The sequence below is a fragment of the Anianabacter salinae genome, assembly GCF_019061145.1.
Lineage (GTDB): Bacteria > Pseudomonadota > Alphaproteobacteria > Rhodobacterales > Rhodobacteraceae > Anianibacter > Anianibacter salinarum.
The window spans coordinates 147,628-164,306 of sequence record NZ_JAHQZS010000002.1 but is presented as its reverse complement, the minus strand read 5'-3'; the positions used below and the strand labels follow the sequence as shown (position 1 = coordinate 164,306).

Here is a 16,679-nt window from a genome sequence, read left to right as displayed (position 1 = left end):
GTCGTCACAACGCCACCGCGCCCAGGATCAGCGCGCCCATCGCAAGGATCAGCCAGCGGCTTTTCGGATCGCGCAAGGTGTGAACGATGGGATCGTCGTGCATCTCGCCGCGCCCAGCCTCCATCACCATCAGGCTCAGCCAGGCCAGCAGCACCGGGCACACCGCCCACAGCATCCAAGGCTCTCCAAAATTCACCCGCGCCCGCGCCTCGTCGACGTAAAGCGCCAGCACCAGCACCGCGACATAGCCCGAGGACACCGCCATCTGCATGATGACGCTGCGGTCCGACGGGGTATAGCCACGGCGGCTGGCGGCGCGCGCGCCGGTGCCCTCGCCCGACAACTCGCCCAGCCGTTTGACGGCGGCGAGCGAGAAGAACAGGAACAGCGAGAACGCGAACATCCACACCGACGGCTCTGCCGCGATGGCGATGGTTCCTGCCGCGATCCGCAGGGTATAGAGCGCCGCAAGCGTGCAGATGTCGATCAGCCGGTGCCGTTTGAGCCAGACCGAATAGGTCAGCGTCGTGGCAAGGTAGATCACCACAAGCCCAAGGAGCAGCGGCGACACGGCCAGCGCGATCGCCGCGCCCGCAAGCACCAGTGCGCCGCAAAGTCCCACAGCCGCCGCGATGGGCAATTCGCCGGACGCGATCGGGCGCGCGCGCTTGCGCGGATGGTTACGGTCGTCTTCGAGATCCAGAAGATCGTTCGCCACATAGCCGGCCGACGCCATCATCGACAGCGCCGCGAAGGCCGCCACCGCCGCCAGAACGCTGCCAGTGTCAAAGGCGTGGTCGGCCAGAAGCGGCAGGAACACCAGAAGGTTCTTCAGCCACTGGTGCGGGCGCATCTCGCGCAGCATCGCGCGCAACGGTCTGCGGTCCGCTCCGATATGGCGTGCGGGAATGCCCAAGGTGTCGAGCGCGCGGCGCACACGCGGCGCTGCGCCCACGCTGATCGCCGCCGCCGCGCCCGGCCAGACGGCAAGGTCGGCAGCGCTGTCGCCGACATAGACGAACCCGCCCGAACCGAAGGCCGCTTCAAGATGGCGGCGCTTGGCCTCACCCTTGAGGTTCAGATCGCCGTCGCTGGAATGCACCTCGTCGAAGATATCCAGATGCGCGGCAATGGCGCCTGCGATCCGCGCATCGCTGGCCGTCACCAGCGCGGTGCGCCCCCCGGCGGCGCGCCAGCGTGCAATCTCGTCCAATACGCGGGCATCATAGGGCAGCCCGGCCGGGTCGATCGCGGACACCTCGGCCAATTCAGCCTTCAGCGCAGCTCGGCCCCGGCGCAGCGCCAATCCGGCGCGCACAACCGTCATCGGCGCGGCGTGCGCTGCGGCCAGCAGCGTCTCGTGCAGCATGTCCGAGCGCAGAAGAGTGCCGTCCAGATCGACGGCCAGCACCACCCCTGCGGCGATCATCCGCCCGGTGTCGCCAACGCGTTCGGGATGTGCAGCGAAATCGTCCAAACCCGTGACCTTCGTGATTGCATCAGCGCCGCGCGACACGGCGCAGTCCCCTTGGGTCAAGATTACCGGGCGCCGGTGTCGACAGGAACTCAAGACACCCTTAAGACTGGACTGGAAACGGATTTTTCAGCCGAAGGTTACATCCTTGTCACGTTTAGCCCCGACTGCCCTTGCCGCCGTCCTTGCCGCGCTCGCCGTCACCGCCCCCGCGCTGGCCCAGACCGACGCCGCCGCCCCGGCTGAACTCTCTGTCGCCGAACAGTGCGCCCAGATCGCAGGAGCCCCCAGCGCCGAGGTTCCGATCAGCGCCGACGCGCAGAAGGCGATGTTCGCCCGCCTTGCCGAAGCGCGCAGCGCCTGCGAGGCCGCCGCAACCGAAGGTGACGGCGCGGCGCTGTTCCACATCGCCACCATCGCGCAGGCGCGCGGCCGTCACGACGAGGCGCTTGATCTCTACGGACAGGCCGCCGAGGCCGGGATCGCCGCCGCACATTCGCGGATCGGCGACTACTACAACTTCGGCATCGGCCGGACCCGCCCCGACGTGGAAAAGGCGCTGGCCAGCTACCGCGCGGGGATCGAACAGGGCGATCCCGCCGCGCAGACCACGCTTGGCATGATGCATGTGCTGGGGCGCGGCGTGTCCCGTGACAGCGACCGGGCCATCGCGCTTTTGGGCGAGGCGGCGGACAGCGGATACCACTTTGCGCAGGCGCGGTTGGCGGCGCTGCTGCTGGAGACCCGCGCGAGCGATGCCGCGTCGGTCACCCGCGCGCGCACCCTGCTGGCAAGCGCCGCAGGTCAGGGCAGCCTCGATGCGCTGTCGCAACTGCCGGATTTGTTCGCCCGCGATCTGCCGGGCCTGCCGCCTTCGCCCTTCCAGCGCTTCTATTGGACGGCGCGGGCGGTAGATGCAGGTCTGCCCGACGCGCTTGCCGCGCGCGGCCTGCTGCATGAATTCGGCATCGGCACCACCGTGAACCCTGAGCGTGCGGCGGACGACTATATCGCCGCGCTAGAAACTGGCGAAGTCGACGCCGACACCCTGCGCCGTGGCCCGGATGGCAATACCCCGCGCTGGACGCGTGAGACCGCGCTGGCGTTCCAGCGCATCCTGCAGGACCGGGGGCTGTATCGCGGCCCGCTCGACGCAATCGTCGGTGGCGGCACGATGGCGGCGGCGCGCGCGGTGGCGAACAACTAGGCCCTTGGCCCGGTCGATCCCCGCTCGACGATGCGGCAGGCCAGCTCCACCCGGCGCGGCGGCAGATCCGGCATCGACAGCGTGTCGCTGAGCAGATCAAGCGCCAGCGCGCCGATGGCCTGCATCGGAATCTCCAGCGCCGACAGCGGCGGCGACTGCAGATCGCACTGCGGCAGCCCGTCAAAGCCCATCACGCTGACCTCGCCCGGCACATCGACGCCCGCGCGCGCAAGGCCAAGCAGCGCGCCGGTGGCAAGGCTGTCCCCCGCCGCAAGGATCGCGGTGAAGTCACGCCCCGCGGCAACCCGCGCCGCCACCGCCTCGGCGGCCAATGCGGGCAGCCAGTCGGACACCTCGATCACGCGGGAGTTGTCGGCGCATAGCCCTTCGGCCCGCATCCGTTCGGCCCAGCCTTCACGGCGGCGGGCGATGGTGCGGCGACCGGGGCGCGTCAGGAACAGGATATCACGGTGCGCCAGCGCAATCAGGCGATCGGTCGCCAGCGCAGCCGCCGTCCTGTTGCAGGGCGCCACGGACGACAGGCGCATCATCGGGTCATCCGAGTTGATGATGACCGCCGGGACGCCCAGCGCCGCAAGCGCCTCGATCTGCGCGTCCGTCTCGGGTGACAGCAAGAGGTATCCGGCCGTGTCCCGTGCGGCGGCGAATGTCGCCTCGAACGGCACGGCGGCGGTGCGGATTTCCAGCTCCAGCCCCCGCGCCTCTGCCCGCGCCCGCAGGCCTTCCAGAACGTGCAGGGTGAACTGGTTGCGGGCGTAATCGGCCATCGCCGCCTCGCTCGCCACCAACGTCACGCGCTGACCTTTCAGCTTGGACGGCAGCGCGTAGCCAAGCGACTGCGCCGCCTCGCGCACACGGGCGCGCAAGTCGGGGCGCACGCCGGGGCGGTCCGACAGCGCACGGCTGACCGTCGCGGGCGACACGCCGCAGCGGGCGGCAAGATCGTCGAGGGTGACACGCCGTTTCGTCATGGCGCTCATACTGCAAGAATCTTTCGTCTTGCGCCATATCTTTCATGTCGGCACCGTCGCGGTCAGGGAGGACTGCTTGCCATGCGCGACGAACCGGATCACCGGCGCGTTCTCGACCGTCTGGTCGCGGGGATGACCGCCCTTCGCCATGACGGCCAGTTCGACGAGCCGAACCTTGATGGTTCAGCCGGTGACTACATCAGCTTCGATGCATGGGAATGGCCGCAGGGCGTCGGCCTCTACGGCCTTGCCAAGCTGTGGCGCGAGACCGGCGACGACACTTGCCGAACGATCCTCGAAGACTGGTACACCCGCGCGCTGAACCGTGGCCTGCCGGGGTTGAACGTCAACACCACCGCGCCGATGCTGGCGCTGGCGCTGTTTTGGGGCAAGACGCGCGATCCCCGGTGGGAGCCTGTGCTTGAGGACTGGGCAACCCGCGTGATGACCGATGCGCCCCGCACACCCGAAGGCGGGTTCCAGCACGACGTGTCCGACAAGATCAACGCGGGCGAGTTGTGGGACGACACGCTCTACATGGTCGCGCTGTTCCTTGCCGCCTACGGGCAGGCATCCGGAAAACGCGCGCTGGTGGACGAGGCGGAACGCCAGTTCCTTGTCCACGCCCGCTATCTGACCGACCCCGAAACCGGCCTGTGGTTCCACGGCTGGACGTTCCAAGGCCGCCACAACTTCGCCCGCGCCCGCTGGGCGCGCGGCAACGCATGGATCACCGCCGGGCTGGTGGACCTGCCCGACCTGTGCGACCTTACGCCGTCCGTCGCCGCCTATCTGCAAGGCGTCCTGACCAGCCAGATCGACGCCCTTCTGCCGCTTCAGACTGAAGGCGGCGCGTGGCGTACGCTGCTGGACGATCCGTCCTCCTACGAGGAAACCAGCGCCACGGCGGGCATCGCCTATGGCCTGATGAAAGCGGCGCGGCTTGGGCTGGCGGGGCCAGCGGCAGCTCTGGCAGGGCGGCGCGGCGTCAATTTCCTTCTGTCGAAGATCGGCCAAGACGGCGTCGTGCAGGGGGTATCCTACGGCACCCGCATGGGCCACGATCTGCAATTCTACCGCGACATCCCGGTGCAGCCGACCGGCTACGGCCAGTCGCTCGCCATTCTCTGTCTGACCGAGGCGCTTCACGAATGACCTGGACCACCCGCTACGGCGCGTCGCCATCCCAAATCGACATGATGGGCACCGACGATCTGCGCGACGAATTCCTGATGCCTGGCCTTTGGGCGACGGGCGAGGCGCGCTTTGTCTACACCCATGTCGACCGCATGATCGTGGGCGGCATCGTGCCCAAGTCCAAGCCCATCGCCATCGGCGACGGGGCCGAGGTCGGCACCGAGACGTTCTTTCAGGCGCGCGAGGCGGGCATCGCCAACCTGTCGGGCGGCAACGGCTCGATCACCGTGGACGGCGAGGCATTCCCGCTGGCCCCGCGCGACATCCTCTATGTCGGGCGCGGCGCGAAGGACGTGACGCTGGCCTCCGACGACGCCGCCGATCCCGCCCAGTTCTACCTCAACTCGGTCCCCGCGGGCGCTGACCACCCGCACCGCCTCATCACCCGCGCGGAGTCGAAACCCGTGACCATGGGCGACGATTCGAAATCCAACAAGCGCACCCTGCGCATGTACATCCACCCCGAGGTCGCGCCGTCCTGCCTTCTGCTCATGGGCATCACCGACCCCGCGCCGGGCAGCGTCTGGAACACCATGCCGCCGCACCTGCACGAACGCCGGATGGAGGCTTATTTCTACTTCGACATGTCGGACGACGACCGCGTCATGCATTTCATGGGCCGCCCCGAGAACACCCGCCATCTGGTCGTGGCCTCGGGCGACGGCGTGCTGTCGCCCGCCTGGTCGATCCACATGGGCGCAGGCACGGGGCCCTATTCTTTCGTCTGGGGCATGACCGGCGAGAACCAGGTCTATCAGGACGTGGACCCGGTTCCGGTGAAAGACCTCAAATGACCCACCTGACCCGCCCCCTGTCCAACGGCCAGCCGGTCACGCTCTGGCGGCATTCGCCCGTGACGGAAACGCCGTGGGACGTTGCCGATCAGCCGATGCAAGGCGAGATGGACCCGTTCTTCTTCCTGACCAAGGAAAAGAACTTCATCCCCCACGAATACCCCTGCCGCACCGAGTTTGCCGCGACCTACCGGGGCCACGCGCCCGAGGAACGCGCGACGGGGGCTTGCGACACCGTCTGGCTCGGCTTCGGCTCGCCGCGCCTCGATCTGTCGGGCTTCTGGTTCCGCCCCACGCGAATCGCGGCCTCTGCCGAGACGTGGCTGCAGGTGTCACAGGCTGGCCGCGCCACGCTGCGGCTGGCGACCTGCGGCGGCGCGATCCTGCGGGTGAACGGCACGCAGGTGCTGACCATGTCGGACTACAAGCGCAACTTCGAGACGATGGCCGAGGTCGCCCTCGACCTGCCTGCGGGCGAGGTGCATATCGCACTATACCTCGACGATCTGGCCGAGCGCGACACGCGGTTTTACGCGCAACTCGACTATCGGGACGGTCCCGGGGCGGTGCAGGCGATCCCTGCGCCCGAAGGGGCTGCCGCCGTCGAGGCCACGCTGGACGCGATGCACTTCACCCGCCCCGCGCATATGGGCGGCACGCTGGCCGTCACCCTGCCCGCGCCCCTGCCCTTTGCTGCCAAAGCCACAGCACGGATCGCGGGCGATTTCATGTCGCACGACACCGCGCCGGTGCTGACCGCCGATGTGACCGCAGGCGCGGACAGCATCGACTTCGGCCCCGTCGGCGATCTGCCTGCAGATTTCCGGCAGATCGAGGTGACGCTGTCAGTGGACGGCTTCGCCGCGACCCGCATTTTCGGCACCGAGATCGCCCATGACCACGGCGCAGCCGCTGCCACCCTGCAAGACCGGATCACCGAGGCGCTGCAGGCGGTCGCCACGCACGGCGAACACGACACCGTCGGCGCGCTGGCGCGTCTGGCCCTTGGGATAGGCGACGACACCACCCGCGCGATGATCGAGGTATCCTTGCCGCGCATCGACGCCTGCTGGGACTGTGCCGATTTCGCGCTGGTGCCGCTGATCGTGGCGCGGACAAAATACGCCGATCTCTTGGGCGATCTCTGCGCCCGTATCGACGAGACGATCCTTGGCTATCGCTACTGGATGGATGAGCCGGGCAATGACGTGCAGTGGTATTTCTCGGAAAACCACGCGCTGCTGTTCCACACCGCCGCGCATCTGGGCGGCGCGCTTCTGCCCGACGCCACCTTCCGCCGCTCGGGCCGCAGCGGGGCTGACCAGTCACAGGTCGGCGCCGACCGCCTGCACGCCTGGTTCGACCATTTCGAGGCGTGGGAGATGGCCGAGTTCAACTCGGCCCCGTATTTCCCCATCGACCTCAAGGGGTTGACCGCCATTCAGGCGCTATCCCCGGATGCGACCCTACGCGACCGCGCGGGCAAGGGCATCGCGCGGCTGGTCGAACTGGTCGCCAACTCGGCGCACAAAGGCGTGCTGACGGCGGCGCAGGGGCGCAGCTATGAACACTCGCTCCGATCGACCATGACGCTGGAACTGTCGGCCATCGGCCGGATGCTCTGGGGCACGGGCAGCTATGGCTCGCGCTTCCACGCGCTGCCGGGTCTCGCGCTCTGCCTGCGCGATCACGGGCTGGACCTGCCCGACCTGACAGCCCGCGCCGACTGGCAGGGCGACGACGCGCAGGAATGGGCGTTCGCGCAAGGGCAAGACCGGATTGCCAAGCTGTATCACCACAAGACCGCCGACACCGCGCTAGGGTCCGCCGTCACCTACCGCTGGTATGACTGGGGCTATCAGGAAACCCTGATCCACGCCCGCATCGGCACCGATCCCAACGCGCAGGTCTGGATCACGCATCCGGGCGAGCTGATCCATTCGGGCTATGGCCGTCCGTCCTACTGGGGTGGCTCGGCGTCGGTGCCGCGCGTGCAGCAATACCGCGACCTTGCGCTGGTGCGTTTCGCCGGACACCCGGTGCAGCCGCCCTTTACCCATGCCTGGTTCCCGCGCGCGGCGTTCGATGATGCGCAGGTCAAGGACGACACCGCCACGGCACAGGGCGGCGACGGACACCTGATGCTCAAGGGCTCCGCCGCGTTCGAAGAAGTCACGACCGGTCCCTCGGCGAATTCGGAACTGCGCCTGCCCGGACGCGACGGCTGGTGGCTGGTCCGGCTGGGCTGCACGGCGCTGCACGGCGATGCGGATGCCTTCCGCGTCCGCTTCGAAACGCTTTCCGCGGCGGAAAACGGCGACGTCATCGTTGTGGATGACGCCGATTATGGCAAGGTGAGCTTTCACGCGTCCGGCCTCGTCGAAGCCGAGGGGCGACGAATCGATCCTGCTGCCTTTACGGTCGCAGGAGAGCGGACGGTTCTGCCGCGCGGGGCGCTTGCCCGGTAACAGGATCAACAGGGACGGCCCGGCAAGGGCCGATAAAGGGAGGAAAGAATGATGAAACGCACCATGACGTCTTTTGCCGCGCTGGCTGTCGCCATGCTTGGCACGTCGGCGCTTGCGCAGGATCCGGTCGAACTTCGGATGATGTGGTATTCGGACGGTGTCGAGGGTGAGGTCATGCAGGACCTTCTCGACCGCTTCGAGGCCGAGAACCCCGACATCGACGTGGTTCTGGACAACGTCGCCTACCAGGTGATCCAGGAACAGCTGCCGATCCAGCTGGCATCCGGCCAGGGCCCCGACATCGCGCGGGTGACCAACCTCAAGGAACAAGCCGTTCACTGGCTTGACCTGCGCCCCCACGTCGCCGATGCGGCCTATTGGGACGAGAACTTCGGCAACCGCTTCGACTGGATGCGCGAAGACGGGTCCGACGCGATCCCCGGCTTCCTGACGCAGCTGACCATGGTCGGCGGCTTTGCCAACAAGACGCTGTTCGATCAGGCCGGGGTCGAGATGCCCGGCGCGGACGGCACATGGGACGACTGGGTGAACGCGGCAGAAGAAGTCCGCCAGAGCCAGGGCACCACCGCAGCCTTCGCCATCGACCGTTCGGGCCACCGGATTTCCGGCCCCAACGCGTCCTTCGGCGCCAACTACATCGGTGAAGACGGGATGCCCGCACCGATCGACGACGGCACCATGGCCTTTGTCGAAAAGCTGGTGAACTGGACAACCGAAGGCAAGCAGCTGCCCGACGTCTGGGTTTCGGCGGCAGGCACCACCTACCGTTCGGGTGCGGATGACTTCATCAACGCGCAGATCCCGTTCCTGTATTCGGGATCGTGGCAGGTGGCGAACCTGTCGACCAAGATCGGCGACGCGTTCGACTGGGTCGCCATCGGCTCGCCCTGCGGCCCGGCAGGCTGCTCTGGCCTTGCGGGCGGCGCGGCACTGGTCGGCATCAAGTACACGGAGCACCCCGAAGAGGTTGCGCGCGTGATGGACTACCTCGGCTCCGAGCCGGTGGTGCGTGAATTCTCCGAACGCACGCTGTTCCTGCCCGCGCATGCCGGGATCGTGGAGACCGGCGGCCTGAACTTCCAGTCCGACGATCCCAACGTGCCCCCGGCACTTGACCGCTTCGTGCAGGCCTCGGGCGAGACGCTGCCGCTGGCCGACAAGCTGCCCGCGTGGAAATGGGCCAACGCCTATTACGGCGCGCTCGTCAGCCGCGTAAGCCAGGCCATGGCCGGTGAGATCACTCTCGATGAAGCACGCATGCTCATGGACGAGGATATCGCCGACGTCGTCGCAAACGCGCAGTAAGCCAAGCGCATGGCCGCCATCTCGAAGTCATTGGGCACCGTCGTGACGGTGCCCCTTGCCTGGCTCGCCCGGATCATCGACTACCCCTTGCGGTGGTGGCAGATCCGGACCGGCCAGGGCGGGATGGCGGCTGTCTTCCTGTTCCCGAACCTCGCCATCTTCGGCGTGTTCGTCATCGTGCCACTGGTCCTGAATTTCCTGTATTCGACCACATCCGGCACCGACATCTTCCTGCCCGACCGCACCTTTGTCGGGCTCGATCAATACCAGCGCCTTCTGAGCTGCGACGACTACACGCGCCGCATCACCTGCCGCGAAGACCAGTTCTGGACGGCGGCGGGCAACACGCTGGCCTTCGTCATCTTCCAGGTCGCGACGATGGTGGCGGTCTCGCTGATCACCGCGCTGATCCTGAACCGCAACATCGCCGGGCGCGGGTTCTTCCGCGCGGTGTTCTTCTTTCCCGTCCTTCTGTCGCCCGTCGTGGTCGGCCTGATCTGGCGCTGGATCCTGCAGCGGCAGGGCCTTTTGAACCTGATCATGGTCAATCTCGGGATGGAGCCAGAGGTCTGGCTGAACGACCGCGCCTATGCCTTCACCGCCACCATCGGCGTGTCCGTGTGGGCACATATGGGGTTCTACACGCTGATCCTCTTGGCCGGTCTGCAAGCGATCCCGAAGGATCTGTATGAAGCCGCCGACATGGACGGCACACCGCCCGCCCGCGTGTTCTGGCGCATCACCCTGCCGCTTCTGGGGCCGAACCTGGCCGTCGTGCTGGTGCTGGCGCTTATAAAGGGCGTGCAGATCTTCGATGAAGTCTACGTTCTGACCGGAGGCGGGCCGGGCACGTCCACCTTGTATCTCACGCAATACATCTACGAGGTCGGCTTTGCCTCGATCCTGCGCAATCCAGGGCTGGCGGCGGCCGCCTCGATCCTGATGGGGCTGGTGCTGGTGGTGCTGACGCTGATCCAGCTGTGGCTGTCGGGACGCAAGGAAAAGGCGGGCAAGCGATGAGCCGCGTGTCGCAATTCATCTTCCGCCGCCGGGGCGGGTCCGGCTGGCACTGGACCGACATCGTCACATGGGTCTGGCTGATCGGCGGCACGATCCTGATGTTCGGCCCGGCGCTGTGGCTGGTGTCGTCATCCCTGAAGGGCCCCGCGCAACTGGCCGAGTTCCCGCCGACGCTGCTGCCCTATACACAGATCACCATGCCGGTCGAGGGCTTCGACAATCCCCTGCCACTGTATACGGTGACAAACGAGGACGGCACGACCGAGGTGCTGGCCGAGATCCGCCGCGTCGGCACCAACGCGCAGATGGTCGACCCCGACGCACCCGAGGACCGGATCAACGTCAACATCGCCAACCGCGAACCTCTGCGCGAGATCGGCTTTGCCACCGACAACTATGTCCAGCCGCTTGTGACCAACGACTTCCTGCGCTTTCTGTGGAACTCGGTCTTCGTCACCACAATGGCGACGCTCATCACGCTGTTGACCAACTCGATGGCGGCTTTCGCGCTGTCGAAATACGACTTCCGGGGGCGCGATGCGGTGATGCTGATCATCGTCGGCACGCTGATGGTGCCACTGTCGGTGATCCTTGTGCCGCTCTACTCCGTGGTCAGTGCGACAGGGCTGCTCAATTCGCTTTGGGGCGTGATCCTGCCCACCGTCGCCACGCCAACCGGCGTGTTCCTGTTGCGCCAATACATGCTGACGATCCCCGACGAGTTGCTGGAAGCCGCGCGCATGGACCATGCAAGCGAATGGCAGATCTACTGGCGCATCGTGCTGCCGCTGGCTGCCCCTGCCCTTGCCGTGCTTGCGATCTTCTCGGTCGTGTGGCGCTGGAACGATTTTCTCTGGCCGCTGATCGTGCTCTCGCAGCGCGAGACCTACACCCTGCAGGTCGGCCTCAACACCTACGCGGGCGAATTGAACGTCCAGTGGCATTACATCCTTGCGATGACCGTCGTGACCATGATCCCGGTCGTCATCGTCTTCATCTTCCTGCAGCGGTTCATCACCACCGGCATCGCGGGCGCAGGCATCAAGTAAGGAGACCCTGACATGGGCCGCATCGCGCTCAAGGACATCCGCAAGAGCTTTGGCGGCGTCGAGGTCATCCACGGCATCGATCTGGACGTGGAGGAAGGCGAGCTTGTCGTCTTCGTCGGCCCGTCAGGCTGCGGCAAGTCCACCCTTCTGCGCCTGATCGCGGGGCTAGACCGCCCGACCAGCGGCGCCATCGAGATCGACGGCAAGGACGTCACCCGCGTCAACGCCGCCGACCGGGGCCTTGCGATGGTGTTCCAGTCCTACGCGCTTTACCCGCACATGACGGTGCGCCAGAACCTGTCGTTCGGGCTGGAAAACACCCGCATGGCCAAGACCGAGATCACCGCCCGCATCGACGACGCAGGCCGGATGCTCGAGATCGGCGAATTGATGGAACGGCGGCCCACGCAGCTTTCGGGCGGCCAGCGCCAGCGCGTCGCCATCGGCCGCGCCATCGTGCGCGAGCCATCTGCCTTTCTGCTGGACGAGCCGCTGTCGAACCTTGATGCGGAACTGCGTGTCACGATGCGCGCGGAACTGGCGCAACTGCACGACCGACTGAAGACGACGATGATCTACGTCACCCACGACCAGGTCGAGGCGATGACGCTGGCCGACCGCATCGTGGTGCTGCGCAAGGGCGTGATCGAGCAGGTGGACACCCCCCTTGGCCTTTACAACACGCCCGCCAACCTGTTCGTCGCAGGGTTCATCGGCGCGCCGAACATGAACTTCTTTGAGACGACGGCACAGGGCGGCCATGCAGAACTGCCGGGCGGTCTGACCGTCAAGGCGCCCGGCGACGGCAAGATCACCGTCGGCATCCGTCCGCAGCACCTGCGCCTTGCCGACGACGGCGAGGAGGCGCTGGAAGGCATCGTCACGCTGGTCGAGGCGCTGGGGGCGGAAACCGTGGTCCACGCCCGCGCGGTGGACGGCACCGGCATGGTCACCGTGCTGTCAGGGCAGCCCGGCCTGCACATCGGAGAGCCCGTGCGCGTCGCGCTCGATCACGCGCAGATCCACCTGTTCGATGCGGACGGCCAGCGGATCATCCCAGCGTCCGGCTGAAGAACGACAGCACCCGGGCGCGCATCTGCGGCGTCTCGACATGGCCGACGCCCCTGTCGATCAGGATCTCCAGCGCATCGGGCACCGCCGCATACCCCGCGCGCAGATCGTCCAGCGCGATTGACAAGGCACCCGGCGGGGTCAGCGGATCCAGCGCCCCGAAGCAGCCCAGTTGCGGGCGCGGCGCGATCATCCCCGCGATCTGGCCGTTGCGCGCGGTGCGCGGCAGGCCGGGAATGGTCAGGTAGGGGCCGTGCAGGTCATGCGCGCCGGTCGCAATCAGCGCGTCCAGGTCGGCGAGGCAGCACAGGTGCGCCAGCGCGGCGATGCGCGGCTCGACGGCGGCCAGCCAGTATCCCAGCGTCGCCCCCATCGACAGACCGTAGACCCCGATGGGGCCAAAGCGCGGATCGGCCGCCAGCCAGTCGATCTGGCTCGACAGCTCACCCATCATCTGCCCGGCCAGGCTGCGCCCCTGCCACAGCGCGGCCTTGGCTGCGGCGTTTTCAACGGCGGAGCTGCGCCCGCCGAAGCACGGCAGATCGAGGCACAGCGACGCGATCCCGCGCGCCCGTAGCACCGGACCGATGGGTTCGGGCGCGGCAGGGCGCCCCTCGACCAACTCGCGCGCGCCGATGTCATGGCGGTTGCCGTGGGCGTGGATGACAAGGACGACGGGGTGCGGGCCGGGGCCATCGGGCAGGATCAGAAAGCCGTCCACGGCCTCCCCACCAAGGGTCTCGAAACGCACCCGCCCGTCCGCTTCAGTCACGAAGGCAAGCGGGTGATCTCCGATCTCGAAATGGCGCCTCAGCGCCGCGCTGTCTGCCATGCCCCGCTCCCTTGTCCGGGGCCGAGCCTAACGCGCAGGTCGCCCGGCGCCAGCGCATTCTAGAGACTATTCCGCCGCGATCCGTTCGGGTTCGCGGTGCTGGTCCGTCAGCGCACCCAGGAACCGCGCGCCCGCTTCCCCGGCAAGATAGGCAAGCCGCCCGCCCGAAATCGTCGCCTCGACCTGCCGCGTCGTCTCGTTGACGATGACGACGTCGGCCCGGCGGCCAAAATCCAACCGCCCGCGATCCGCCAGCCCCATGATCTCGGCCGGAACCGACGAGATCATCGCCCATGCGTCCGGCAAGGTCCTGACGCCGTCATCGACCATCCGCCACGCTGCCTGCGCAAGCGCCGGGTAGTGGTAGTCGGACACCAGCGCATCGCACAGGCCCTTGCGGATCAGCGCCATCGCCGACACACCGCCCGATTGCGACCCGCCGCGCGCGACGTTCGGCGCGCCCATCAGGACGGGATCGTTGCAGGCCTTGGCCACGGCGGCGGCGCTGGTCGAGGTCGGAAATTCGGCAATGCAGGCGCCGATCAGCCTGTAGTATTCGCGCGTCTCGCCATCGGGATCGTCGTGGCTGCCGTAGGACACGCCCAGAAGATCGAACGCCTCGGCCAGCGCGCACAGGTGACGCGGCACCTGCGCCTTCTTTGCGGCGGCGTCGCGGACCTTCTTGACGAATTGCTCGACGGGAAGGCCCTCGCGCGCGGCCCAGCCCTCAAGGCGGTGCGGCGCGGCGTCGATTGCGGCGATGGCTTCGGGCAGGTGGTCGTTGAAGACGACATAGTCGATCCCGTAGCGCCGAACAGCGGCCAGCAGCCGGTCGCGGGTTTCCGGCAGATGCGTCTCGCAGCGGATCTGCAGGCGCAGGTCGATCAGCGCGCGGGGACGGTAGGCGGTCAGCGCGGCCATGACGCCCTCGGCATAATCGGGACCGCGCAAGCCGCCTTCCCAGCTCCAGCTTTGGGCGATCCAGGCGGTGGTGACGCCATTGGCTGCCGCATCCCGGTCGGTGCCGATCAGACCGCTCTCGATGGAAAACGGCGCGGTCGGGCGCGGCGCGGTGTGACGCTCGAAGGCGTCGCCATGCAGGTCAATGATGCCGGGCAGGATCAGGTAGCCGGACAGGTTCACCTCGGGCAGCGGACCCTTGGTGATCCGCCCATCCGCGATGGCCAGCGACCGGCGCTGAAGCGCGCCGTCGCGGAGGGTCGTTGCGCCGGTGAGGCGCAAGGGAGGAAGAAACGACATGATGTGAACCTGCCTGTAATTGGCAGGTGTTGTGCCTTGCCAATGTATCAGGCGGGTGACACGGCCATGTCAGAGCGGCGAAAAAAGCGCCTCACTGCCCTTGTTTTCATGGTTTCGTGAACGTCGGTGATCCCAAGGGACGCTTGTTGATAACTTTGTGTTACCCGCCGCGCACGTGCTGCGCTGCGGCGTGAATCGCCTGCGCCAGAACCTCACGGTCGCCGATATGGTTCGACAGGATCAGCACCAGCCGCGCGGCAAAGGCGCTGGCCTCGTCGTCGGTCATGTGGTCCTGCGCCGCGATCAGGTCGGCGTAAAAGCCGTCCGGGTCGGGGATGTTCGGGGTCGTGACAAGCGCGCTCATGCGGTCTCCAGCGTGCAGGCGGTGTGCAATGCGGCGCGCACGGCGGTCTCGTCAAAGCGGTCCCAGCGGGCGGCGACGTGCTGATCGGGGCGGATCAGGTAGACCGCGGATGGCGCGTCACCCAGATAGCGCTCGGCCAGCAGCCCGGCGGCATCCTCGGCCCCCGTCAGCGCGACGCGGCGCATCCCGATCCCTGCTTCCTCGAGCGTTTCCGGCGCCTCGGCGTTCAGGGTCAGAAGCACGAAATCGCCGCCCAGCCAGTCCAGCAGATACCCGCCCGCAATGGGGGCATCGGGGCACGCGCTTCCGGGGCGGGTGCGCGGCGGTCCGCCCGGCAGCGCGTCGGGTCCGTTCAGCGGCAGACCGTCATAGGTGCAAGGCACGCTCAGGCGGCCCGAATTCACCAGCGGGCGGGCGAATTCGTAGTCTTCTGCCAGACCGAGCACGGCGTTGCGGAACACATGGCTCATCTTCGTCTTGGGCGTGATGAAATCGGTCGCGCGGGTGGAATTGCGGATGTTCTCGTCGGCGCCATGCGCCCGCTCGGCATCGTAGCTGTCCAGCAGCGCCTCGGGCGCCTTGCCCGCGATCACGAGGCCCAGTTTCCAGCCAAGGTTGTCGACGTCCTGCATCCCGGAATTCGCCCCGCGCGCGCCGAAGGGCGACACCTGATGCGCGCTGTCACCGGCAAAGATCACGCGGCCGTGGCGGAACTTCTTCATCCGGCGGCACTGGAAGGTGTAGATCGACGTCCACACCAGTTCGTATTCGACACCCTCGCCCAGCATGGCGTCCAGACGGCGACGGATGTTTTCCTCTTTCAGCTCTTCCTTGCGGTCGATGTCCCAGCCGATCTGGAAATCGACGCGCCAGATGCCGTCGGGCTGCTTGTGCAGGAGCGTCGATGCGCCCGACTTGAAATGCGGCTCGAACCAGAACCAGCGCTCGGTCGGGAAATCGCCGTCCATGCGGATGTCGGCGATCAGGAAACTGTCCTGAAACACCCGCCCCTCGAAATCGAGGCCCATCATCCCGCGCAGGGGCGAGGATGCACCGTCACAGCCGATCAGCCAGTCGGCCTCGATGCTGTAGGGGCCATCGGGCGTCTCGATGTCCAGCGCGACATGGTCGTCGTGCACCTGCGCATTGGTCACACGGTTGCGCCCGCGCAATTCGATCGGCGCGCCCTGCGCCTGCGCCTCACGCACACGTTCCACCAGGAACTTTTCGAAATAAGGCTGTTGCAGGTTGATGAAGGCTGGAAAGCGATGGCCGTCCTCAGGCAGCAGGTTGAACTCGAACACCTTGCGGTCGTCGTGGAACACCTTGCCAAGGTTCCACACCACGCCCTTGTCCAGCATCGGCGCGGCGCAGCCATAGCGCGCCGAGATCTCCAGCGTCCGCTTGGCGAAACAGATCGCGCGGCTGCCCTGCCCGATGCCTTCATGGTCGTCCAAAAGCACGACCGGGATACCCTGAAGCCCCAGATCGAGCGCGGTGGCGACACCAATGGGACCGCCGCCCATGACGACCACGGGGTGACGCACCGGCGCGTCCGCGTCCTGATCGGCGCTGCGGGCGTAAGGGTAAAGCTTGAAGGCAAGCTGATAGCGGTCGTGGAACAT

At 67.0% G+C, this 16,679-nt stretch carries 14 protein-coding genes; 8 read left to right on the top strand and 6 right to left on the bottom strand.

Annotated elements, in window-relative coordinates; all coding sequences use genetic code 11:
* Nucleotides 1-4: 4 nt before the first annotated feature.
* Nucleotides 5-1,477, bottom strand: coding sequence for a UbiA family prenyltransferase (locus tag KTJ87_RS05360; protein ID WP_267138069.1), 1,473 nt, complete (start codon nucleotides 1,475-1,477; stop codon nucleotides 5-7).
* Between the two features lie 145 nt (nucleotides 1,478-1,622).
* Between KTJ87_RS05360 and KTJ87_RS05355 the strand changes: the two genes are divergently transcribed.
* The gene (locus tag KTJ87_RS05355; RefSeq protein WP_267138068.1) at nucleotides 1,623-2,681 is read left to right on the top strand and encodes a tetratricopeptide repeat protein; all 1,059 of its coding nucleotides are present in this window, start codon (nucleotides 1,623-1,625) and stop codon (nucleotides 2,679-2,681) included.
* Here KTJ87_RS05355 and KTJ87_RS05350 read toward each other — a convergent pair.
* Nucleotides 2,678-3,682: a LacI family DNA-binding transcriptional regulator gene (locus tag KTJ87_RS05350; RefSeq protein ID WP_267138067.1), complete on the bottom strand. Its 1,005-nt coding sequence runs from the start codon at nucleotides 3,680-3,682 to the stop codon at nucleotides 2,678-2,680. The genes KTJ87_RS05355 and KTJ87_RS05350 overlap by 4 nt on opposite strands.
* Before the next feature lie 72 nt (nucleotides 3,683-3,754).
* Here KTJ87_RS05350 and bglB point away from each other — a divergent pair, with 72 nt between their 5' ends.
* Genes bglB through KTJ87_RS05315 form a run of 7 tightly spaced genes read left to right on the top strand, consistent with a single transcriptional unit; the run spans nucleotide 3,755 to nucleotide 12,598 of the window.
* A complete protein-coding gene (gene bglB / locus KTJ87_RS05345; protein WP_267138066.1) occupies nucleotides 3,755-4,828 on the top strand; it encodes a beta-galactosidase BglB in 1,074 nt (357 codons plus the stop codon).
* Complete coding sequence (gene kduI / locus KTJ87_RS05340) at nucleotides 4,825-5,664, top strand: 5-dehydro-4-deoxy-D-glucuronate isomerase (protein ID WP_267138065.1); 840 nt, start codon at nucleotides 4,825-4,827, stop codon at nucleotides 5,662-5,664. The genes bglB and kduI overlap by 4 nt, the downstream gene beginning before the upstream one ends.
* Nucleotides 5,661-8,132 carry a hypothetical protein gene (locus KTJ87_RS05335; RefSeq protein WP_267138064.1) on the top strand — a complete coding sequence of 824 codons (2,472 nt, stop codon included), beginning with the start codon at nucleotides 5,661-5,663 and terminating at the stop codon, nucleotides 8,130-8,132. Before kduI ends, KTJ87_RS05335 begins: the two co-directional genes overlap by 4 nt.
* A gap of 48 nt (nucleotides 8,133-8,180) precedes the next feature.
* Nucleotides 8,181-9,458, top strand: coding sequence for an ABC transporter substrate-binding protein (locus tag KTJ87_RS05330; protein WP_267138063.1), 1,278 nt, complete (start codon nucleotides 8,181-8,183; stop codon nucleotides 9,456-9,458).
* A 9-nt stretch (nucleotides 9,459-9,467) separates the two neighbouring features.
* Nucleotides 9,468-10,478, top strand: a complete 1,011-nt coding sequence (locus KTJ87_RS05325; RefSeq protein ID WP_267138062.1) for a carbohydrate ABC transporter permease — start codon at nucleotides 9,468-9,470, stop codon at nucleotides 10,476-10,478.
* Nucleotides 10,475-11,527, top strand: coding sequence for a carbohydrate ABC transporter permease (locus KTJ87_RS05320; protein ID WP_267138061.1), 1,053 nt, complete (start codon nucleotides 10,475-10,477; stop codon nucleotides 11,525-11,527). Before KTJ87_RS05325 ends, KTJ87_RS05320 begins: the two co-directional genes overlap by 4 nt.
* Nucleotides 11,528-11,539: 12 nt before the next feature.
* On the top strand, nucleotides 11,540-12,598 hold the full coding sequence (locus KTJ87_RS05315) for an ABC transporter ATP-binding protein (protein WP_267138060.1): 1,059 nt from the start codon (nucleotides 11,540-11,542) through the stop codon (nucleotides 12,596-12,598).
* On the opposite strand, the gene KTJ87_RS05310 is transcribed toward KTJ87_RS05315, so the two are convergent.
* The 4 genes from KTJ87_RS05310 to KTJ87_RS05295 form a co-directional block, all read right to left on the bottom strand.
* Nucleotides 12,579-13,430, bottom strand: a complete 852-nt coding sequence (locus KTJ87_RS05310) for a dienelactone hydrolase family protein (RefSeq protein ID WP_267138059.1) — start codon at nucleotides 13,428-13,430, stop codon at nucleotides 12,579-12,581. The two genes, KTJ87_RS05315 and KTJ87_RS05310, sit on opposite strands and share 20 nt — an antisense overlap.
* Before the next feature lie 66 nt (nucleotides 13,431-13,496).
* Nucleotides 13,497-14,690, bottom strand: a complete 1,194-nt coding sequence (locus tag KTJ87_RS05305) for an alpha-D-ribose 1-methylphosphonate 5-triphosphate diphosphatase (RefSeq protein WP_267138058.1) — start codon at nucleotides 14,688-14,690, stop codon at nucleotides 13,497-13,499.
* Nucleotides 14,691-14,850: 160 nt separating this feature from the next.
* Nucleotides 14,851-15,054: a DUF2783 domain-containing protein gene (locus KTJ87_RS05300; protein WP_267138057.1), complete on the bottom strand. Its 204-nt coding sequence runs from the start codon at nucleotides 15,052-15,054 to the stop codon at nucleotides 14,851-14,853.
* Nucleotides 15,051-16,679, bottom strand: coding sequence for an FAD-dependent oxidoreductase (locus KTJ87_RS05295; protein WP_267138056.1), 1,629 nt, complete (start codon nucleotides 16,677-16,679; stop codon nucleotides 15,051-15,053). Before KTJ87_RS05295 ends, KTJ87_RS05300 begins: the two co-directional genes overlap by 4 nt.